Consider the following 20,929-nt stretch of genomic DNA (forward strand, 5'->3'; position numbering starts at 1 on the left):
CCTAATCCGCCGCCACGCTTGCACTAAAGCTGACGACAAACCGCTTCCAGGCGGGCACCGTCAGCTATCTGGATCTCGTCACAGCGCAAACCATCGCGAACGACAAGCGCGCACGTGGACAGACCGCCGCACGCCGACTCGATGCCAGCATGGCCCTTATCTGCGCTCCGGCAGGTACGCGACAAACCGGCGCCGGCAGCAGTCACTGATCCCAAGGCTACCGTCAAGCAGCGGATCGCAGCGTTGGCCGTACGACGTCCCTTTATGCATGCTACTTCGCTAACGCTGCGATCTGCCTGAGCCGGCGAGCGAGCGCCTTTGAAACCACAGGCGCCTTGCCGCCCTCACCCGCTTCAGCCGCCGCCTCACTCTCGCGCAAGAACATGACTACCTCACGCGCCACCGTTTCCCGCTCGTTGTCCGATGTAATCATGTGATACGAATCGTCGAGATAGATCGTGCGGATGAACGTCGACGCCAGATGCGAACTGACAAATCTCGCATTGGCGGGGCTGGAGGTTTCATCGTCGATGGCATGGACGATCAGGCAGTCGGCGCTCACGCCCGGCACGATCCGGCGAACGCTCCGCGCGAGGCGGCTGGCTTCGTGCAGTGCATTCAAAGAGATGGTCGCCGGACCGACTTCGCTGAGATCGCCTTTGAGCATTGCGCGAGCCACTTTCGAGCGTAACGCCTCGTTGCGAAGACCGAAGGGCTCCTGCTCGCGATACCGCCATCTGTTTCGAAGCGGCGTGAAATAGGCCCAGCCCAACAAGAACCGGTACCAGGGAATCGCCCAGCCGTCGTAGTCAAGCGTCACCGAAAGCAGAGCGACGGACTTTGCCGATGGCCGCTTGCTGACCAGGGCCATTGCGAGCGCCGCTCCGATCGACAAGCCGCAGACAGAGACGTGCGTGTACCGGCAACTCAGCGCGTCGAATTCACTTACAGCGGCGGCGACCCAGGCTTCCATGCGCTGTTCACGCGTGCCGGCGCTATAGCCCGGCAGCACCGGCGCGACCGTGGTGAAGCCTTCGCGATGCAGTGCACGGGCGAGGAAACGCATTTCCAGCGGTGAACTCGACAGGCCATGCAGCAGGAGAACGGCGTGATTGCCGGCTTCGAGATGGACAGGTTTGCCTTCAGTCAAACGGGCTCCCCGACGCGGCAGACGATGAAATCGCCAACGTGCGTGTTGAAACGCTCGCACGCGCAGTCGACCGCTTTTTCGGCGCCCCCTGCCAGGGCAAGACGCACGCGGTATGTGCCCGCATGCATGATTGCTGCCAGTCGCCTGAGATCTTCAGTTGCGACCTTCTCGTACAGAAAGCCGGGTGCAACGGCCGCCGGGATGCCGGCGCCATCGCCGTTATCGCCCAACACCGCGCTGTGCTTGCGATCGAGCGCCTTGATCAGCACAATGTCATGGTGATAATGCGGCAAATGCCGCAGCAGCCGGTGCGTTTCGTCGTTGCCGCGGATCGCGATGGCACGCTCGTTGTCCAGACGCAGCAGCATTTCATAGCGCGACTGCGCAACCTGCCCAAGCAGCTCCGCCTGAAATTGCGCTCGCCGCAAGCGCTCGATCAGGCAAATGACGAGGATGGTGACCACCGGGTAGGAAATGATCAGCGCAAGATCAGATTGATCGAGTACGTCGAACTGTCCATACGGCGGTACGAACAGGTAATCATCGATTCCGAGGCCGAGTAGCATGACCACGCATGCGGGTGCAATGCCGAAATAATATTCAATCAACGCCGCTGCGATACAGAACGCAGTGCCGGGCATGATGGGGCCAATGATCGGGTGCAGCAGCCAGCGCACGCCACAGGCAACCACGAGCGACAACGCCGCGAAGAGCCATGGCCGCGCGCCTCCCCGCGCCCAGCGCCTTGCATTTCTTATTCTCATGATGCGATGTATGGGTTGCGTTTTCACAAACCTCGACCGGTGAAAACGCAGGTGAAACGGAAGAAACTGCTGTTGGCGAAGTCCGTCAATTCCCGCTCGAGCATAGCGTCGCGTTGCTTAAGGAACGCTTACGCGAGCAAAACATCGGAAAATCGGAAATGCGTTGACTACGTGTGATGATTGGTCGGATCGTGTCGACGAAAGAAAAGACGGGACGACGCAGACGCGTCAGGCCGGCACTGTCGGCAACCGGTTCAGCCTGATGCTCAGTCCTGGTCCGTCGGTCCGGTTGCTCACGCAGAGCTCCGCGCGGTGACGCACCGCGATGCTCGATGCAATTGCGAGCCCCAGACCACTGCCTTGCTCCTTCACCGAAGCCCCGCGGTAAAAACGGTCGAAGACGCGTTTGATTTCGTCGTCGGCAATGCCGGGGCCGGTGTCAGCCACCTCCAGCGACACCCCTCCGGTCTGCGTGTCGCGCTTTAGCACGACATCGACCCGGCCGCCCCTCGGCGTATAGCGGATGGCGTTGTCGACGAGATTGTTTAGAAGGATGCCCAGCGCCTGTTCGTCGCCAAGCACGCAATACGCATCATTCCCGCTGCCCGGCCCTGCTGGTCCGTGCGCGTCAAGACCGAGGTCAATCTGCTTGGCCTCGGCCAGCAACGACAGATCGGATACCGATTGCTCGGCGACACAGCGCAGGCTCACGGGGATCATGGACTTCTCATGCGACGCGTCCTCGCGCGCCATGCTCAGCAGTTGTTGCGCCAGGTGAATGATGCGGTTGACGCGCCCCTCGAGACGCTCGATCACGCGCGCGTCGGAGCTGGCGAATGCATCGCGTTTCGCGGCCTGCAACTGCAATTTGAGCGCGGTCAGCGGCGTGCGCAACTCGTGCGCGGCATCGGCCACGAAGGTGCGCTGCGCCTTCGACGCCACGTTGAGTCGCTCAAGCAGATCATTCAGAGCGTCGACGAGCGGTCGAATCTCGACCGGCACCCGATCGTCGATCACCACCGGATCAAGCGACTCGATCGAGCGATTCGCCAGCGCCCGCGACAAGCCACCGATTGGCGCAAGTCCGCGGGCCACGATCAGCAGCACGAAAGCAATGGTGACGGGCACGAGCAACGCTAGCGGCCACAACGTGCGTAGCGCAAGACGCGCCGCGAGGTTGTCACGCACTGAATAAGGTTGTGCAACCTGCACATAGCGGCCCGCTTGTTGCACGCCAAAAACACGCCAGCGATATTCATTGCGCTCGATCGTCCGGAATCCTTCAGAGAGCTTCGGCAGCACCGGCTCCTTCGCCGAGTGATAGACGAGCGCGCCGGCCGCATCCCAGATATCGATGGCAATCCGGTCGTCGGCCAGGTCCTTGAAATCGTGCTCGCGCTGCTCGGCGCCGCTGGTTGTCGCGATGTTCGCGGGCATCGACAACGCCACCGTTCGCAGTTCATAGTCGAACAGCTCGCCCGCTTCATGACGCGCGGAATGGAAGATGCCGTAGCCTGCGATCAGACACGCGACGGCGAGGCCGAAGATCAGCCAGCCGAGCAACCATCGCCGAATGGACTTCATCCAAGCCTCTTCAGGCGGTAACCCACGCCGCGAATCGTCATGATCTCGTCCGTGCCGATCTTTTTACGCAGGCTATGGACATGTACCTCGATGGTGTTGCTGCCGACTTCCTCGCCCCACCCATAGAGCTTTTCCTCGAGCTCCGGGCGGCGAAACACGCGCGTCGGCTCTTCGATCAACGCCTGCAACAACGCAAATTCCCGCGGCACAAGCGGCAGCTTTACGCCTGCTTTCGTGGCTTCGTGCGAAGCCGGATCCAGCGCCAGGTCGCCGTGCGTATAGACCGGCTGCTTTTGTCCTGTGCGCCGCCGCAACAAGGCACGAACCCGTGCCGCGAGTTCATCGATATCGAATGGTTTCATCAAGTAATCGTCCGCGCCTGCGTCGAGGCCGCGGATGCGTTCGTCGACAGCATCGCGCGCAGTGAGGATGATCACTGGCGCCGCCCCGCCGGCGCGTCGATAGGTGTTCAGCACCTCGATGCCGTCGCGTTTGGGCAAGCCGAGGTCGAGCAGTACAAGGTCATACACGCCATTGGCAAGGGACAGGTCGGCGGCCCGCCCGTCAGCGGCGTGATCGATGGCGTAGCCCGCGCGGCGCATGAAGTCGACAACCGTCTCGGCAATCATGTCGTCGTCCTCAACCAGTAGCAAACGCATCGAATTTTCTCCTTTTAAGGCACGCATTGTCCGGGCTTTTAACTTAAGCGTTCCTTAAGCACGCGATTCGTAGACTCGCCCCGTCTGACTTGTCGGCGCGCCACTGCGGCGCGTTGTTCTTCTGCATCGGGATCCTACTTGGCGATTCTATCTTCATGCTTGTTCTTCGATCATTGCGCCTGTGCGGATCTGCCGTGGTCGTGGCGTCATTCGCCGCTTGTACGTGGTATCACGCGGATCCTCTCAAACCTGTCAACACCTCGACCAGCCAGGACAGCGTCGAGCGGGTCCGTATCGATCCCGCCAGCATGCCGCTCCCGGAGCTTGCCGCGCATACCTTTGACCCATCGGATGGTCTCGACATCGGCGAAGTCGCAATGCTTGCAGTCGCCAACAACCCTGACCTGAAACTTGCGCGCGACGACTTGGGAATTGCCCGGGCGCAAGCGTTCTCTGCAGGCTTGCTGCCCGACCCGCAACTGGCTGTTTCCAGCGATTATCCGGGCGCGGCAGGTGCAACACGCGCATTCAACTATGGGCTGAGCATGGATGTGCTTGCAATCCTCACGCGCAGCGCCAACGAGCAGTCCGCCGATGCAACCGTGGCGAAGACGGATCTCGGCCTGCTATGGCAAGAGTGGCAGGTCGTGGCGCAAGCACGCCAGTTATTTGTCAAAGCACGTTTTTCACAGAGCACGCTCCCCCTTCTTCAGCAGCAACGCGACCTCTCCCGCATGCGTTATGAACGCATGGCTGCCGCGCAACGCGAAGGTAACCTGACCGAGGACACGCTCACGGCGGCGCTGACCTCTTACTCCGATGCAAGAAAACTTTTTACGGACGCTGAACGTGCAGCCGAACAGACCCACCACGACCTGAACGCGCTGCTGGGATTGTCGCAGACGGTGCAACTGCAGCTCGTCGGAGATTTCAACGACACCACCCTCACCGACTCAACCCTCGACGACGCGCTGGAGGCATTGCCACAACGCCGGCCCGATCTGCTTGCGCTGCGCGCGGGCTACGACGCGCAGGAACAGAAGTACCGTGCGGCGATCATGAGCCAGTTTCCAACGCTGACGGTCGGCTTCAACAGGGCGCGCGACACCTCGAACATCTACACGACCGGCTTTCAGATCAACCTGAGCCTGCCCCTCTTCAATCGCAATCGCGGCAATGTGGCAATCGAGCAAAGCACCCGGCAACGGATGAAGGACGAATACCAGGTCCGCCTCAACCAGGCGTTCGCCGACGTGGACCACCTGCGCGCCGACGGCGCCATCCTTTCCCGCCAGCTCGCAGAGGCCGAAGTTGCATTGCCGGATGCCGAGCACGCAGCGCGGCACGCAAGCGCGGCCTTTGCCCAACACAACCTGGCGCTGAGCGCTTACACCGACGCGCAAGCCGCCGCCATAACGAAGCAAGTCGATATCGCCACTTTGCGCGAGTCCCTGACCGAGCAGCGCATCGGCCTGCAGGCGCTGCTGGGCGGCGCCATTCCTGACGCATTCTCAAACGATCATTCGTGAGCGCACTCATGCAGACAATTTTCTCCGCCGTCCGGCGGGCCCTGATTTGCGCGCTTGGCGTCTCGCTCGGCGCGCACGCTGATGACGTCACCGTCCAGGTGCAGACCATCCCGGTGCAGCGTGGCTCGATTGCCCAGCCGGTTCGCGGCTACGGCGTCGTTGCCGCCACGGCAGCGAACCTGACATCGGTCAGCGTTTCTTATGTCGCGCGGATCGTGCAGCTTCGCGTCCAGGCAGGACAAAAAGTGACACGCGGCGATCCGCTTTTCGTGGTGCAGGCCGATCCTGCTGCCACACTTGCGGCCACGCAGGCGAAAAGCGCAGCGACACTCGCCCAGGGTGAGCTCGCGCGCACGCAAGCGTTGTACGACCAATCGCTTGCCACCACCTCGCAACTCGCCATGGCAAGAAAAGCACTGGACGACGCCCGGCAAGCGCTCGCCGCGCAGATGGGCACGGGCATCGGCAATGGCAATGCGACCGTGAAGTCGCCGGTGGACGGTGTGGTCATCCAGGTCACCGCCGGGCAGGGCGAGCAGGTTGCAGCGGGCGCGCCCGTTTTGCAACTGGCGGCATCGAATAGCCGGGACGCAATGCGTTCGAACGTTACGCTCGGCGTGGAGCCATCTGGCGCCACGTCGGTCCGTGCCGGCGACGCCGTGACGCTGCATGCCCTGTCAGCATCCCTCGCGGACACCGCCGTGACCGGCCGCGTGGTGCTGGTTGGCGCGGCCATCGATACCCAGACGCAGTTGCTCGATATCGGCGCGGCCGTGCCGGTCAGCGGTACGCCGCTGATCCCGGGCACGAAGGTTTCCGCCGATATCGCGACTCGCACGGGCGTCCACTGGATCGTTCCGCGCGCTGCCGTGCTGAAGGACGACAAGCACGCGTACGTCTACCAGCTCGCGAGAAACAACAAGGCGCACCGGATCGATGTCGCGACGGTGATCGAAAACGGCGATCGATACGGCGTTGACGGCGCACTCGACGCCACACTGCCGCTCGTTGTCAGCGGCAACTATGAGTTGAAGGACGGCATGACCGTCCACGCTGCCGGGGGCGCCGCCCAATGACGTTCGGCTCCTGGATGCAAGCTCACAGGCGTTCGCTGCTGTTCGTGATCGCCCTCCTGGCTATTGCGGGCACATTGACGGGGTTGCAGTTGCCCACCTCGCTCTTTCCCAACGTTGCGTTTCCGCGCGCGGTGGTTTCACTCGATGCCGGCGACCGTCCCGCCGAACAGATGGCCACGCTAGTCACCACGCCGGTAGAAGAAGCATTGCGACGCGTGCCCAACGTGCGCGATGTCACATCGAAAACGAGTCGCGGCGCAGCCGAAATCTCGATCAACTTCGACTGGGGACGGATATGGCCCAGGCGACCCTGCAGGCGCAATCGGCGATCAGTGAAATCCTTGCGACGCTGCCCCCAGGCACTTCGATGCAGGTTCGCAGGATGGACCCGACCGTGTTCCCGGTGCTGGCATACAGCCTGACCTCGGCCCAGCAGTCGCTGACCGTGTTGCACGACGTGGCGCAATTCCAGATGCGCCCCATGTTGTCGTCGGTTACGGGCGTCGCGCGCGTGGAAGTCACAGGTGGTGCGCAAGACGAACTCGAAGTCGCCATCGATCCGGCGCGGCTGGCGGTCTACAAGTTATCCGCGGCGGACGTCGCCCGGGCGATTGGCGCGAGCAACGTGCTGATGGCGACCGGCCGTATCGAGGACCACGACAAGCTATATCTCGTCATTGCAAACTCGACCGTCACAAGCGTGGCCGCGTTGCGCAATGTGGTCGTGTCGAGCCCCGGCGCCAGCCAGATCCGTCTCGGTGAGATCGCATCCGTCACGCAGGGCACGTTGCCGCAATGGCTGCGCGTGACCGCGGACGGCCATGATGCAGTGCTGCTCAACATCTATCAGCAACCCGGGGCGAACAGCGTTGCGATGGCCGCCGCAGTCCGCGCCCGTCTTCGATCATTTCGGCAACAGATGCCGCCCGGTGTCAAGCTGGCAAACTGGTACGACCAGAGTGAACTCGTGGTGGCCTCGGCAACCAGCGTGCGCGACGCGATCCTGATCGGCGTGGTGCTGGCGGCGCTCACGCTATTCGCCTTCCTGCGCAACTGGAAGATCACGGTCATCGCGGTGGCCCTCGTACCGGTCGTGATGGCGTCGACCATCCTGTTGCTCGACGTTTTCGGCATGGGCTTCAACATCATGACGCTCGGTGGAATGGCTGCGGCGGTCGGGCTTGTGATCGACGACGCGATTGTGATGATCGAGCATATCGTGCGGCGGATGCGCGAAGGCGGCGGACGGCCGTTCCAGGGCCGCGTGATGGCCGCCGCGACGGAGTTCACGCGCCCGCTCGCGGGATCGTCGTCGGCTACGCTGATCATTTTTGTTCCACTCGCGTTTTTGTCGGGCGTGACCGGGGCATTTTTCAAGGCGCTCTCGGTCACCATGGCAAGCGCCCTGTTCATTTCTTTCCTCGTCACTTGGCTTGCCGTGCCGATACTATGCGATCACTGGCTCACGGCAAAAGACGCGGAAGAACATCGCGAAACCCCTTTTGCACGATGGATAAACCTGCGATACGACAAGCTCGTGAAACGCGTGACGACGCGCCCTTTGTTTGTTCTCGCCGGATTGATCCCGCTTGTAGTTGTGGCTGTATTGGCCTTTACGCGGGTCGGCAGCGGTTTTATGCCGTCCATGGATGAAGGCGGATTCGTGCTGGACTATCACACTGAACCCGGAACCTCGATCACCGAGTCGGACCGGCTGATAAAACAGGTCGAGACAATCATCAGCGCGAACCCCAACGTTGCAACTTACTCGCGACGGACCGGCGCCGGGCTTGGCGGCGACCTGCAGGAACCCAACAAGGGCGATTTCTTCGTAAAGCTGAAGCCGGGCAAGCGGGAGCCTATTGATACGGTCATGGAAGAGATTCGTACGTCCATCGAATCACACGTTCCCGGCGTTTCGTTTGAACTGGCGCAACTCATGGACGACCTGATCGGCGACCTCACCGCCGTGCCTCAGCCAGTGCAGATCAAGATCTTTTCCGATGACCAGACTACGCTTGATGCCACGGCCAGGAAGGTCGCCGCGGCCATCGGCAAAGTACAGGGGATCGTGGACGTCAACGACGGCATCAATCCGGCCGGGGACGCGCTGGAATTGCATATCCTGCCCGAAGCTGCGGCCGCCGAGGGCATGGACATCCAGAGCATTGCGCAGGCTGTGTCGGACATGGTGGAAGGGAACCTGGCGACGCAATACCAGGTTGGACCGAAGACCATTGGTATCCGCGTGCGCGTGGCGGGTGCTCTGCACATGACCGATACCGCGCTCGGCCAGCTACAGATCCGTGCGCCCGATGGTCATCTCTTCGCGCTGTCGCGCGTGGCCGAGCAAGTGGTGGTCACGGGTCAGCCCGAGATCAGCCGCGACAACCTCAAGCGCATGGTCGCGGTGACGGCTCGTATCGATGGACGTGATCTGGGCTCGACCGTCGCCGACGTGCAAAAGCTGCTCGATGGCAAACAACTATTGCCCGCTGGCGTGTATTACGAACTGGGCGGGCTTTATCAGCAGCAACAGATCGCGTTCAAGGGTCTGATGACCGTGTTCGGCGCTGCCGTGGCGCTGGTGTTCGCCCTGCTTCTATTTCTCTACGAGCGATTCGTGATTGCGCTCTGCGTGCTCGCCATGCCTCTGCTTGCGACGGGCGCGGTGTTCATCGGCTTGTGGCTGACAGGCATCGACTTGAATATCTCGGCCATGATGGGGATGACGATGATCATCGGCATCGTGACCGAGGTTGCGATTTTTTATGTCTCGGAGCTGCAGGGATTACTCAAGGAAGGCATGCCCCTGAGTTACGCCATCGTGACGGCAGGCGGCAACCGTTTGCGCCCGATCGCCATGACAACGATCGCAGCAATCCTCGCGCTGCTGCCGCTTGCGTTTGCACTCGGCCAGGGCTCGGCCATGCAACAGCCGCTCGCGATTGCGATCATCTCGGGGCTGATCATCCAGATGCCGCTTGTGCTGTTGCTGCTACCGGCGTTGCTGAAGCTGTTTTTAAAAGAGAAGACTGCCTTCTAAAGTGAATCTGCGATGTCGAACGGATTGTTCAAAGCTGGAAGAAGCCGAGTCGTTCAGCCGCAGGATTCACCGACGTTCGGTTTGGAGACAAGACCGTGTGGTGACGGGTCGGTCAAGTGCGTCGCCGGCATGCAGCACGAAGCGACGCACTCACGTTGCATTCAATGCACAGAGAACACTGAGATACCGCCGTTCGGGAACGCCGCGCTGCCCGCTTGGAACGGCACATAGACCTGGCCTGACGGACCATCGACCGCGACCGAATGTGCACCTGTGCCAACAGCGACCTGAGCGACGATCGTCCGCCTAGTGCCATCTACAATCGCCATCTCCGGGGTGAATCCCGATGCCGCCGCCGTGCCGCTCGTCACCCAATGTCGCGCGGGCAGGAAATAGCGATTCGATGTTTTGTCATAGGCGATCTGGTCGACGCCGCCAAACGGTAATTTGGCCAGCACAGCGCCACTCGTGCGGTCGAGGATCAGTGTTATCAGCGGATCGCCGGCGCCAGGATCGCAGCCCACCATGACATCCTGATTCGGTCCGAGTGCAAGTCCGGCTGGTGCGCACGCGCCGAGGGGAAAAGCTTTCGTCACAGCTGGTTGTCCCGCGGTCACCGAGCTCGCGGGGATGAGGTCAAGCTCGCCGTCCGGATTGACTGCCGTACCGTCGTTGTTGATCAGGAAGCTCTTCGTGCTGGCGTCGTACTCGCATGCCTCGAGGCCCGACGAACCGTTGAAGTTCAGCTTCGACACGACAGCCTGCGTGTCCGTGTTGATGAACGTAAGGAATGGTGGCGTGTCTGCCGGATTCGCCACTGCAACGAGGTGGTCGTCCGGATCGAAGCACCCTTCATCGGTGCGATTACCCGTGGTCGCGATCGGGATGGACTTAGTAAGAGTCTGACTAGAAGTATTGAAAACCTTGACGCCATTGACGTCACCCGCATACAGCGTGCTCGTCCCTGGCAAGCCTATCAGGCCATCCGGCCCGGAATCCGTGGTTGTTGCGCCATTGCCGGCAAAACCACCCGGTATCTGTGCGATGAGCTTGTTGGTGGTCGTATCCACGACATCGATGGCCTTGTTGTTCCGGTCCGCCAAGAAGTATTTGCCCTGGTCTGCGTAGCTGATGTCGAAACTGAACGCAGGGCTTACTGAGTTGGGCACCGCAATGTTGGTTATCAGATGGGGCGTCGAACCGCCGCCGTTGTCCGAGCCACCGCACGCGGCGAGCAGCAGAGCGACCATCGATCCGGCAGCGACTGATGCGCCGTATTGCTTTATCCGTCTTTTCATTTTTGTCTCCTGAAATCGCAATTGGGTATTCCCAGCTGACCGGCATGCGCGCCTGCCGTCAAATCGATCAACGGGAAGCATTGGATCAACACTCAGAAAAAATGCTCATGGTTATTTAAAAACTTCGCGACGTTAATGCGTTTAATACATCAATTGCTTATCGCCGATCAGACCCGACAATTAAAAATCCGGGACAATCTCCTGGTTGTCCGGAAAGACCATCTGATAGGAATCACGCAAGTTGATCGGATCGGGGATGTTGAAGCAGCGCAATAGACAGTGCGCCGACGTACGATGCTTGAGGCTCCCTTAAGGGACGCTTAGCTCGATACCGGGCGTTAATGTTGCAATAATCAAGCTGAAAGAACGCGGCACGCGTACGTAACCGGATGTCCCTGATTCCCGGTAAACAGACGACGTCCACGCTCGCATCATCGATGCCCGTCACGGCCTTTCGCCAGTAGGATATGGAGGCGCGTGCTCTCTTGTTGTAACGCTACACACACCACCTTGGACGCAGCGCCATGACTCGAGTCTAAAGATGCGCCTCCGGATCATCCCCTGAGCAACCGATGGTCACGAACAGAGCCTGAATCGCCGCGAGTGCCAGTTCCATATGCGCACTCGTCGCATACGACGAGGCCTGAGATAACAAACAAGTCGCCTGCTCAATCCCCTCGAACGCTCGCTCCGTATCATTGATGAGCCCCATCACAGAAACGAAAAAATCAACGTCATCCATCGCGCTTATTCTTGATCTGTTCTGAAGCGCTCTCGCTCTCGAACGCAATTCTAATAGTGTCGAGTTCTTCATTATTTAATGTTTTGAATCAGCATTGCGGCATCGAACGCCATCGCTTGATGTACTTCGACCTGCACGTTCGAATGTCATTTAAGGGACATAGCGATGCCATCGGACAGCGGATCATTGAATGCAGGCTCATCGTTGCGAACACTGTTCACGCCAACGCTCACCTCAAATGACCGGAACATTTGCCTTGGCATTATTGAATCAGCCGCTATCTTCTTCGCGAGGCCAAACGTAGTCTTTGGATGCAACCATCGGACGGCATCGAATGCATTCAAGACGACGGGTCGATGCGAATGACTGTTAACGATCCCGACGTCCGTACTGCTCGACACCATCACAAATCCGTCGGTCGCCTGGGCTTCTTCGTCGAATGAATAACTACTCAACGCCGCCAAGAACACGGGGCCGCCATCTTTTGGTTTTATGAAGTAGGGCTGTTCGACACCATCCGTCGCCAACCATTCGTACCAACCATCTGCCGGAACGATGAGACGTGCAATTCGACACATCGTTTTCCATGTCTCTGAGTTTTTGTCGTCAAGACGACAGCTTGTTAGCATAGGTCGTCTCGTACCTGCAAAGACAGGTACGAACCCCCAGCGGGCGGACGTCGGTCCGCCGCAATATATTACGGGTTGAACCGTTCCGGGAGCAATGTTCCAGGATTGAGGAAACAGCACCTCCGCGAAAAGGTCTTTGCCAAACATCGGTAGCGTATAAATTGCTGCATCACGGGCACGCGAATACCGCCTAACCATTTGAACCTCAATGTCCTATTCGTTATTCCATGCTAGTCGAGTTCTAACGTATCGGATGTGGCGCATCGCGCGTAGTCAATACCGCCGACGGTCCGTTTGCAGTAATTCCTCGGTTTCCGAGTCGCTCATAGCCTGTTCGACGTACCCAGGGAGGATCCGACGAACAAGCACCCTCGACCTATCAATGCCTAGGGACGGTAAATGTACCCGCCGACAGCAGAAGGGACAAAAAAACGGCGTGAACTTTCCACGCCGTAAAGTGTTGACCAAACCACGAGGCCCGGACAACTGAGAGACAACAAGCTTAGGGCTTCAGACTTAGGAGGCGCTTACGTCCCTAGACGGCCGCCGGGAAATCTTACTTCGGAGCCGTTCCAGCTCTGGTCCAACTTGCACGTCCCGGGACTCGAAGCTGGGATCATCTATCGGGCAGCGCTCATATATCCGTGACCTGAGTCGATCTCGACCGACCCCTTTTGCAAATAGTGCGAGAATTTCAATTTGACCAGTCAGCAGCTCGCACCATCTTGCAAGATCTCGGAAAACTGCTTTGGGTTACTAATCAAAGAACGTCGCGGAAATCAGCGAATCAGAGTGAAGTAGGTTCGCCTCCGAAATGGCGCGCATCATCGCCCTTGTCGACATTCCCTCTGGCCCTTCACTCGAAAATTGACATCCGTCCTCTACCCCGTCATGCGCGGCGCTCAAAACGTCACCGATCCTCTTGCAGCCCTGTCCCGCAAGGGTGACGGTTTGACACTACGCTACAGGCTCCCGGCTCATTGGGGCGCTTATGACCTGGTTCAAGAGATGCACTGGCCTGATCCACTATCGAAAAAGTCAATGTGACGCGAAGGCCGCCGCGCTCACTCCAGACTGCGTCTCCTAGCGCAAGTGATGCGCCTATCCGGGTCGCGATCGTCTGCACAATTGACAACCCAAGCCCAGACCCGCTTTGCCCCGAGCCAAGCACACGATAAAATCGGTCGAACACCCGCGCGCGTTCTTCCTCGGGAATGCCCGGACCGTTGTCTTCGACAACGATCGACGTACGACCGTCCTTCGTATGCACCGACAAGTCCACGCGCCCGCCCGCCGGCGTATAGCGGATTGCGTTATCGACGAGGTTCTTTAGCACCGTGCCCAGGTCCGCTTCGTTGGCGGGGACCCAAACGTCTGAATCTCCGGTCACGCCAATATCGATCTGGCGCGCCTGCGCAAGCGGAATCAGGTCTTCGAGCACGCGGCGAAATGCCGGCGCGACCGGGCTGAGATTCGCCTCAATGCCGTCGCCCTCCTGCGCGTGCGCGAGCGTCAGCAACTGCTCGACGAGCGCGCGCGTGCGCGTGAGGCCATTGCTCAAGGCAGTAAAGCGTTCGCGCGCCTGCGTCGACATTTCCGACAAATCCAGCCGCTCTGCCTGCAGCAAAAGCACGGTAAGCGGCGAGCGCAATTCATGCGCTGCGTCGGCTATGAAACGCCGCTGGAGCGCAACCGACTGGGCAACGCGCGCGAGCATGCGGTTATTGGCAACAAGAAATGGCACGATCTCGGCCGGAAGCTGCGGGTCGCCGGTAACCCGTATTTCTGAAAGATCGTGATCAGGGCGGACATCGAGTTCTGCGGCAAGCCGCGCGAGGGGCTTGAACATATGCCTGACCAACAGGAACACGACCCCGACCAACACCGGCGCCAGTACAAGAAACGGAATTAGCGTGGCGACAGCACTATTGCGGGCGATTTCGTTTCTATCGGAAGTCTGCTGGCCAACGGCTACGCGGGTACCCGGCGCCAGTGTGCGGACCACAACGCGCCATTCGCGGTTGCCGAGAGTCAGCGTCCTCATGCCATCAGACAGCGTAGGGGGCAAGTCGAGCAGGCGCTGCGTGTTGACGTTGCCTAGCTTTTGCACTACGACCTTCGCCTCCGGCTCGAACTCCGGCACATAATGCACGGAGCCTTCCGCCATGGAGTCCACATTTTCCGCCGTGACGAGCGTAGCCACTTCCTTGAGCTGCTGATCCTGGATCTCGTTGGCTTCGTGGAACGCGGCCTTGAACGAAAAAATGCCTGCCGCGACGGCACTCAAAAGAACGGCAATTGCGAGCCACATGGACAAGCGCAACTGGAGCGACTGCCCTACCCGCCTTTCGATACCATCCATCCGACACCCCTGACATTTTTGATCGTATCGCTGCCGAGTTTTCGTCGCAGCGAGTGAATCAGAAATTCAACTGCATTGCTTTCAACCTCTTCGTTCCAGCCGTAGATGCGGTCCTCGAGTTCGGTGCGCGACAGGATCGCACCGGGACGAATCATCAACGCATGCAGCAACGCAAATTCGCGTCCTGAAAGCCGTAACGATATCCCTGGCGAGCACGCTTCATGGGTGGCAGGATCCAGCGACATGATGCCATTGGTCAGCACGGGCGCAGCGACGCCCGCACGCCGCCGCACAATCGCACGCAAGCGCGCGAGCACTTCGGACATTTCAAACGGCTTGAGAACGTAATCGTCGGCCCCGCTGTCCAGCCCGCGAATGCGGTCGGCGACGCCGTCACGCGCCGTGATGATCAGGACTGGGGTGGCATTGTCGCTGGCGCGAATGGCGCTCAGGACGCTCATGCCGTCGGCCCTCGGCAAGCCAAGGTCGAGCAGGACGGCTTCGTAGGAGTGAACCTTGACGGCGCTTAGCGCCTGATGTCCATCGCGCACCCAGTCCACCCCGCATGACGCGTCCTTCAACGCGTCCCTGACCACCTCGCCGATCATCCAGTCGTCTTCAACCAGCAACACTCTCATCGGGGATCCCAGAATGCGCGGCACATGCCGATAGCCGCGAGTCCAACATGCCGCATCTTCAGCATACGGTCACCTGCAGTGTGGAGCTCGCGCAGGTCACTGCCAAGGCGATCGAACAAGCCGCGCAGCGCGGACGGCGAGGACGTAGTCAAATTCGCGGCCGAAAGGTTGTCGAAGAAATCGCGCATGCTGGCTCGAGCGTGCGCCGTCGCAATGATGAAACCGGCTGTGTCTTCGGGTATGTTTTTCACCGCGTTATTGGCGGCGGCATCCACGCGTCTCAAGATATGCTCGATATACGAGCGGTTGTAAGCCGCAGCGAAACGGGCGCGTTCACGCGCCGGCCCGCTTATAGCGTACAACGCTTGCCGTGCGAGCGCTTCTGCAAAATCGAAAGCATCCGTAGTTTCGCGGATGCGCTCAGCCAGATGCGCGCCGAATGCTTTACGCGCGCGTATGGCCTCCTGTGCGGGAATCGCGACGCCGAGCAAGATCCCGGCAACGGCCCCCACTCCATCCAGCCAACCGTTTGACATGACGCCGCACCTTCGAACCTGTTGAAACATTGTGCTTGCAACACGCCGACGGGGGACGCGTCGGCGTAGACGGGTGGGCCGGCCTGTCTTACCTTAACAGTCGGGGTTCGTATTCATTGTTGGCCTCCCCACTCCGAAGTCGACCCACGCCTCATCATAGGTTCAGAAGGCGAAACAATAATTAGCAGAGGCTTACATAGCATGCGAAAGCAGCCGGGCCTGGGTAAGTTGATCTCAGGACATCGACACGCCCAGCAGCTTGCCAACACCGAACGTAAACCCTGCCGCTACCATGCCGATCAGAATTTGCCTTCATGATTTGCGCTGCGACGCGCCTCTGCGGCGCCGAGCCCCTTCGACTGATAGATCAGCGCGAGTTCGTGTCGCTCCGCGTCGGGCGTATGTTCGAGTTCGTCGGCTTCTTTCGCGATCTGCGTACGCGCGAGTTCGCGTGCGTTCGTGACCGACAGCCATTCCCCAAGCGCCATGGAACAAGCTCCGGCCACGAGTCCGGCAAATGCAGTCAGCAAAATGGTTCTGGCAGGTGCGCACGCTCACGCCGTTGGCGCGCAGTTTCTCGGACCAGACGCGCGCATGGTCGCGCTCCGATGCCGCAAGTTTCGCATAAACCTGCTTGCGTTCGCTATCGTGCTCAGCGCCGGCAAGTGTTTCGTAGAGCGCGGCGCTGTCGAGTTCACCGGACAAGTTGCTGCGAAATCGTCTGAGCTCGGATTTTGATGCCATGCTGAGTCTCCGCAGTTCCGTGATTGAAAGATTCGCAGAATAACGGGCACGTATGCATAGAGACGCTACAACCCTTCGACCACGCTTGAGTGCGAATGAAAGTATTTCTCATCACGCACTCGGCGGCTTACTATGCGCTATCACGCGATGTGGGAAACATGCGTCGAAGGGTGGCGTCGCGAAGAACAAAATGATGGAAAACCGCAGCGGCCGCGTGCATTACAACAAGCGCGAGCAGAACCCAGGCAAAAATCTTATGCCAATCGCCAAGCGAGTGTCCGAATGGCGATCCTTCCGGCGAAAGCGCCGGCAACGGCAAGAGAGTGCCCAGGAAGCTCGGCCACCCTCTGGACGAGGCGTTGGCCCATCCCATGAGCGGCAGTGCTATCAGTAGGAGATAAAGCATCCAGTGTGTGAGGCGCGCAACCGCCGCTAATGGACGGGGGATGCCTGGCAACTCGCGGGGCGCCGGATGCGTGAAGCGCCAAACGATTCGCACGGCCACCAGCAGCAGGATAAGCATGCCAACCGACAAATGCCAAGCGATCAGACCGACCGGCTGGGTGCCGCGATGAACATCGGGCATGGTCCACGCAATCGCAAATTGGCTCGCAAGAAGCAGCACGGTGGCCGAGTGAAAAAAACGTGCGGTGCGGCCATACGCAGAGGGTGTGGTCGAGGAGTTCTGCCGCATATTGACATGTCCTGAAAGGTCCGGCTGGACCCGGAAGCTTGCGCCCAGATACTTAGGAAAGGCATAGTAGCGCGCGGGATTCTGAGGTTCAGCTTGCAATATCCAAGCATCGATCCATTTCACGTAGCAATGCTTACGTTCATGCAAACCTATGTAAGCGCGCTAATTGTATCCTTGAATGTCTATCTATGATCGAAAGCAGCCAGATTCACTATTCAATTGAACGGTAGGCATCAAGTCCCATCCAGCTTCCTGGTTTGATGACGACATGTGATCAGGATAGGCGGCTGTGGCTTAACACGTGAATGTCCGTCGCGACGGCTCCGGCCCGAATAGTCAGGCGGATTTCCCGGCCTGGAGCGCGGGTCGACCCCGTTTCCGATTTGAAATCGCAACGGCTGGATAATCTTCACCTCGATGCGCGCGTTGTCGGTCAGCGCGACGAGCGCCATTTCGATCCCGCCGATCGGCTCGGCGACATCGGTAGCACACTGTCGCGCCAGCTTGGCCTCAACGCCAACTGACGAATTGGTTCAAGTGACCGCTAAGACCCGGAACAAGAATTAACCGCCGACCTGACCTGCATCAACTGCGCACAGACCGAGACCGCAATGGACCCAGGCGCTTTATCGACGATTCCTTCAACGCCGATCGGGCAAATCATCTCCGTCAATCGCTCGGCGTCCACACCACGATCAATCAACCTCCGCTCGAACTTCACGCGTTTCGTGTTCGACCCGATCATGCCGAAGTAAGCGAAATCGGTGCGACGCATGATCCGATACGCCAGAGAAAAATCCAGCGAATGGTCATGCGTCATCACCAGGAAATAGGCGCCGGGCGGCGCCGAATCCACAATGGCATCCGGCGAATCGGTCGCCTCGATTTGCACGTTGGCGGGCACTTGATCAGGGAACAGTTCGTCGCGGGCATCGACCCATTGCACCACGCAAGGCAGCATTCCGAGCAAGGTAACAAGCGCATGACCGACGTGCCCCGCGCCAAACAGGACGATATGGGTCGGTGGTACGGACGGCCACGCGCGGCGAGCGCTGATAACCTCGGGTCTCGGAATGATTTCCATAGCGAGCCTGCAATCAACCCGCTGCAGCAACTGCCGCGCGAACGGCACCCACCGCTTTCAAGATTTCCTCGCTGGTCGCGGGCGCGTTCATCGGCGGGTTCACTGTGTAATTGCCGACGCTCGCCACCGCATCGCGGATCGCGAAGAACACCGAAAACGGCAGCAGCAAAGGCGGTTCGCCGACAGCCTTCGACCTGTGGATGCTGTCTTCCACATTGCGGTTCTTGAACAACCGGACATCGAACACAGGCGGGCAATCATTGACGGTCGGGATCTTGTACGTCGACGGTGCATGGGTCATCAGTTTGCCGTTTGCGTTCCACCACAATTCCTCGGTCGTGAGCCAGCCCATTCCCTGAATAAATCCGCCCTCCACCTGTCCCACATCCAGGGCAGGATTCAGCGACGCGCCTACATCGTGCAACGCATCGGCGCGCAGCACGCGCATTTCGCCGGTCAGCGTATCGATCACTACTTCGGAGACCGCGGCTCCATATGAGTAGTAGGAGAACGGCCGGCCTTGCATTTTCGTCTGGTCCCAGTAGAGCTTCGGCGTCTTGTAGAAGCCGTCGGACCACAGTTGCACCCGCGCACGGTAAGCCTGCATGATCACCTCGTCGAAAGGGATCGCCGCGTCGCCAACTACAATCCGGTCGTCGACGAAACGCACATCGCGCGCGTCGACCTGTCCTTTGCCATAGTGCTCCGCGGCCAGCGCGGCCAGCCGTTCGCGCAATTGCCGGGCGGCGTCTTGCGCAGCTTTTCCGTTCAGATCGCTTCCTGTCGATGCCGCAGTCGCCGACGTGTTCGCAACTTTGCTCGTATCAGTCGCCGTAACGCGTACACGATTGAAACGTATGCCGAGCTCGTGCGCGACTACCTGCGCAACCTTCGTGTTAAGCCCTTGACCCATTTCCGTACCGCCGTGGTTCACGAGAACCGAGCCGTCGGTATAGATGTGCACCAGTGCGCCGGCCTGGTTGAAGTGAGTTACGTTGAACGCGATGCCGAACTTCACCGGCGTCAACGCGAGGCCCTTTTTAAGCACGTCATTGTTCGCGTTGAATTCCCGAACGGCTTCTCGACGCGCGCGGTAGTTGCTCGTGGCTTCCAGCTCGTCGAGCAATTCGTGGATCACATTGTCTTCGACCGCCTGACCGTATGGCGTTACGTTGTGCTCGGTCTTTCCGTAAAGATTGCGGCGGCGTACGTCGAGCGCATCCAGCCCCAAGGAGCGCGCGACGTTATCGACGATATATTCGATCGCGAACGCGCCCTGCGGTCCGCCGAAGCCGCGAAACGCAGTATTCGACTGCGTGTTCGTCTTGCCGCAGAAGCCGTCAATGGACACGTGCGGAAGCCAGTACGCATTGTCGAAGTGACACAGCGCGCGCGTCATTACCGGGCCCGAAAGGTCGGCTGAAAAACCGCAACGCGACGTCATGTCAACAGACACGCCGTCGATCAAACCGGTGTCGTCATAACCGACTTCATACGTGTAATGAAAATCGTGACGCTTGCCGGTGACCATCATGTCGTCATCCCGGTCGGGCCTCAATTTCACGGGGCACTGGAGCTTCCATGCGGCAAGCGCCGCGCAGCACGCGAACAGGCCCGATTGCGACTCCTTGCCGCCGAAACCGCCACCCATCCGCCTGCATTCGACCAACACGTTGTGCGACGCGACGTCGAGCATGTGGGCGACCATGTGTTGCATTTCCGACGGATGCTGTGTCGAGCACCATACATGCATGCCGTCGTCGTCCTTCGGCACGGCGTACGAAATCTGACCTTCCAGGTAAAACTGCTCCTGGCCGCCGAGCAACATTTCGCCTGTTTCGCGATGCGCGGCCCACTCGATCTTCGCGGCGGCGTCACCACGCGCGAGTTTCATCGGGGGCAGCACCCTGGAGTCGGCCGCACGTGCCTGTTGCGGCGTGAGGATCGCCGGCAATTCCTCGTAGACGACCTCCGCCCGGCGTGCAGCGCGCCGGGCAATGTCGTGCGACATCGCGACGACAATGAACATGGGCTGGCCGACGAATTGCACGACTCCGTCGGCGAGGATCGGATCGTCACCATGAATGATCGGGCCGACGTCATTCGCGCCGGGGATGTCGTCGGCAGTGAAGACGGCGACAACGCCGGGCGTCGCCCGCACGGCATCGAACGACATCGATACGATCTTCGCGTGCGCCTTTGCCGACAATCCGAGCGCTGCGTGCAGCGTGCCGGCGACCACCGGAATGTCATCAGTGTAGGTTGCGCGGCCGCTGACATGCAGATGCGCGGATTCGTGCGGCCGGGAAACGTGGACCTGTGTAAAGTTTCCTTCGAGAAGGTCCTGTGCTTCCTTCATGTCCCTCAGAAACGGTTCTGCTTGCTGGTTCATTC

16 protein-coding genes and 2 pseudogenes are annotated in these 20,929 nt (G+C 59.8%); 4 read left to right on the forward strand and 14 right to left on the reverse strand.

What is annotated here, in order from left to right; genetic code table 11:
• Nucleotides 1-271 precede the first annotated feature (271 nt).
• From AXG89_RS40420 to AXG89_RS40435, 4 genes are all read right to left on the reverse strand, one after another.
• The gene (locus AXG89_RS40420) at nucleotides 272-1,066 is read right to left on the reverse strand and encodes an alpha/beta hydrolase (protein ID WP_086386312.1); all 795 of its coding nucleotides are present in this window, start codon (nucleotides 1,064-1,066) and stop codon (nucleotides 272-274) included.
• Between the two features lie 80 nt (nucleotides 1,067-1,146).
• The gene (locus tag AXG89_RS40425) at nucleotides 1,147-1,914 is read right to left on the reverse strand and encodes a DUF4118 domain-containing protein (protein WP_119024845.1); all 768 of its coding nucleotides are present in this window, start codon (nucleotides 1,912-1,914) and stop codon (nucleotides 1,147-1,149) included.
• A 228-nt stretch (nucleotides 1,915-2,142) separates the two neighbouring features.
• On the reverse strand, nucleotides 2,143-3,498 hold the full coding sequence (locus tag AXG89_RS40430) for an ATP-binding protein (RefSeq protein WP_075357531.1): 1,356 nt from the start codon (nucleotides 3,496-3,498) through the stop codon (nucleotides 2,143-2,145).
• Entirely contained in the window at nucleotides 3,495-4,157 is a 663-nt protein-coding gene (locus AXG89_RS40435; RefSeq protein ID WP_075357530.1) for a response regulator, read from the reverse strand. The genes AXG89_RS40430 and AXG89_RS40435 overlap by 4 nt, the downstream gene beginning before the upstream one ends.
• Before the next feature lie 155 nt (nucleotides 4,158-4,312).
• On the opposite strand from AXG89_RS40435, the gene AXG89_RS40440 reads away from it, so the two are divergent.
• The 3 genes and pseudogenes from AXG89_RS40440 to AXG89_RS40450 all read left to right on the forward strand — a co-directional run bounded on the left by AXG89_RS40440 (nucleotide 4,313) and on the right by AXG89_RS40450 (nucleotide 9,808).
• Entirely contained in the window at nucleotides 4,313-5,686 is a 1,374-nt protein-coding gene (locus AXG89_RS40440; protein ID WP_075357684.1) for a TolC family protein, read from the forward strand.
• Entirely contained in the window at nucleotides 5,683-6,762 is a 1,080-nt protein-coding gene (locus tag AXG89_RS40445; protein WP_236873637.1) for an efflux RND transporter periplasmic adaptor subunit, read from the forward strand. Before AXG89_RS40440 ends, AXG89_RS40445 begins: the two co-directional genes overlap by 4 nt.
• Nucleotides 6,759-9,808 (forward strand): annotated as a pseudogene (locus AXG89_RS40450) (efflux RND transporter permease subunit). Before AXG89_RS40445 ends, AXG89_RS40450 begins: the two are co-directional and overlap by 4 nt.
• A 161-nt stretch (nucleotides 9,809-9,969) precedes the next feature.
• Here the strand turns inward: AXG89_RS40450 and AXG89_RS40455 are convergent.
• The 8 genes and pseudogenes from AXG89_RS40455 to AXG89_RS40490 form a co-directional block, all read right to left on the reverse strand.
• Complete coding sequence (locus AXG89_RS40455) at nucleotides 9,970-11,106, reverse strand: hypothetical protein (RefSeq protein WP_075357528.1); 1,137 nt, start codon at nucleotides 11,104-11,106, stop codon at nucleotides 9,970-9,972.
• Between the two features lie 535 nt (nucleotides 11,107-11,641).
• Entirely contained in the window at nucleotides 11,642-11,848 is a 207-nt protein-coding gene (locus AXG89_RS40460) for a hypothetical protein (RefSeq protein WP_075357527.1), read from the reverse strand.
• A 146-nt stretch (nucleotides 11,849-11,994) separates the two neighbouring features.
• Nucleotides 11,995-12,675 carry an SOS response-associated peptidase gene (locus AXG89_RS40465; protein ID WP_083637587.1) on the reverse strand — a complete coding sequence of 227 codons (681 nt, stop codon included), beginning with the start codon at nucleotides 12,673-12,675 and terminating at the stop codon, nucleotides 11,995-11,997.
• Nucleotides 12,676-13,387: 712 nt separating this feature from the next.
• A complete protein-coding gene (locus AXG89_RS40470) occupies nucleotides 13,388-14,839 on the reverse strand; it encodes an ATP-binding protein (RefSeq protein WP_075357525.1) in 1,452 nt (483 codons plus the stop codon).
• The gene (locus AXG89_RS40475; RefSeq protein WP_075357524.1) at nucleotides 14,815-15,477 is read right to left on the reverse strand and encodes a response regulator transcription factor; all 663 of its coding nucleotides are present in this window, start codon (nucleotides 15,475-15,477) and stop codon (nucleotides 14,815-14,817) included. The genes AXG89_RS40470 and AXG89_RS40475 overlap by 25 nt, the downstream gene beginning before the upstream one ends.
• Nucleotides 15,474-16,013: a hypothetical protein gene (locus AXG89_RS40480; protein ID WP_075357523.1), complete on the reverse strand. Its 540-nt coding sequence runs from the start codon at nucleotides 16,011-16,013 to the stop codon at nucleotides 15,474-15,476. Before AXG89_RS40480 ends, AXG89_RS40475 begins: the two co-directional genes overlap by 4 nt.
• Before the next feature lie 317 nt (nucleotides 16,014-16,330).
• Nucleotides 16,331-16,757, reverse strand: a pseudogene (locus AXG89_RS40485) (VIT1/CCC1 transporter family protein); the annotation flags it as partial.
• A 130-nt stretch (nucleotides 16,758-16,887) separates the two neighbouring features.
• A complete protein-coding gene (locus AXG89_RS40490) occupies nucleotides 16,888-17,574 on the reverse strand; it encodes a cytochrome b (protein ID WP_236873638.1) in 687 nt (228 codons plus the stop codon).
• Nucleotides 17,575-17,756: 182 nt separating this feature from the next.
• Here AXG89_RS40490 and AXG89_RS42695 point away from each other — a divergent pair, with 182 nt between their 5' ends.
• Complete coding sequence (locus AXG89_RS42695) at nucleotides 17,757-17,975, forward strand: hypothetical protein (RefSeq protein ID WP_143325514.1); 219 nt, start codon at nucleotides 17,757-17,759, stop codon at nucleotides 17,973-17,975.
• 20 nt (nucleotides 17,976-17,995) lie between these two features.
• Here AXG89_RS42695 and xdhC read toward each other — a convergent pair whose 3' ends face one another.
• Together xdhC and xdhB are read right to left on the reverse strand one after the other, a co-directional pair.
• Nucleotides 17,996-18,535 carry a xanthine dehydrogenase accessory protein XdhC gene (xdhC, locus tag AXG89_RS40495; protein ID WP_075357519.1) on the reverse strand — a complete coding sequence of 180 codons (540 nt, stop codon included), beginning with the start codon at nucleotides 18,533-18,535 and terminating at the stop codon, nucleotides 17,996-17,998.
• Between the two features lie 13 nt (nucleotides 18,536-18,548).
• Nucleotides 18,549-20,927, reverse strand: coding sequence for a xanthine dehydrogenase molybdopterin binding subunit (gene xdhB, locus AXG89_RS40500; RefSeq protein ID WP_075357518.1), 2,379 nt, complete (start codon nucleotides 20,925-20,927; stop codon nucleotides 18,549-18,551).
• Nucleotides 20,928-20,929 lie beyond the last annotated feature (2 nt).

The organism is Burkholderia sp. PAMC 26561, from assembly GCF_001557535.2.
GTDB lineage: Bacteria > Pseudomonadota > Gammaproteobacteria > Burkholderiales > Burkholderiaceae > Caballeronia.

Coding starts and splice junctions, on each gene's coding strand:
- AXG89_RS40465 (WP_083637587.1), bottom strand. CDS start 12,675: ATGGTTAGGCGGTATTCGCGTGCCCGTGATGCAGCAATTTATACGCTA.
- AXG89_RS40455 (WP_075357528.1), bottom strand. CDS start 11,106: ATGAAAAGACGGATAAAGCAATACGGCGCATCAGTCGCTGCCGGATCG.
- AXG89_RS40480 (WP_075357523.1), bottom strand. CDS start 16,013: ATGTCAAACGGTTGGCTGGATGGAGTGGGGGCCGTTGCCGGGATCTTG.
- AXG89_RS40430 (WP_075357531.1), bottom strand. CDS start 3,498: ATGAAGTCCATTCGGCGATGGTTGCTCGGCTGGCTGATCTTCGGCCTC.
- AXG89_RS42695 (WP_143325514.1), top strand. CDS start 17,757: ATGTCCGTCGCGACGGCTCCGGCCCGAATAGTCAGGCGGATTTCCCGG.
- AXG89_RS40470 (WP_075357525.1), bottom strand. CDS start 14,839: ATGGATGGTATCGAAAGGCGGGTAGGGCAGTCGCTCCAGTTGCGCTTG.
- xdhC (WP_075357519.1), bottom strand. CDS start 18,535: ATGGAAATCATTCCGAGACCCGAGGTTATCAGCGCTCGCCGCGCGTGG.
- AXG89_RS40475 (WP_075357524.1), bottom strand. CDS start 15,477: ATGAGAGTGTTGCTGGTTGAAGACGACTGGATGATCGGCGAGGTGGTC.
- AXG89_RS40460 (WP_075357527.1), bottom strand. CDS start 11,848: ATGGATGACGTTGATTTTTTCGTTTCTGTGATGGGGCTCATCAATGAT.
- AXG89_RS40425 (WP_119024845.1), bottom strand. CDS start 1,914: ATGAGAATAAGAAATGCAAGGCGCTGGGCGCGGGGAGGCGCGCGGCCA.
- AXG89_RS40420 (WP_086386312.1), bottom strand. CDS start 1,066: ATGCGTTTCCTCGCCCGTGCACTGCATCGCGAAGGCTTCACCACGGTC.
- xdhB (WP_075357518.1), bottom strand. CDS start 20,927: ATGAACCAGCAAGCAGAACCGTTTCTGAGGGACATGAAGGAAGCACAG.
- AXG89_RS40435 (WP_075357530.1), bottom strand. CDS start 4,157: ATGCGTTTGCTACTGGTTGAGGACGACGACATGATTGCCGAGACGGTT.
- AXG89_RS40440 (WP_075357684.1), top strand. CDS start 4,313: ATGCTTGTTCTTCGATCATTGCGCCTGTGCGGATCTGCCGTGGTCGTG.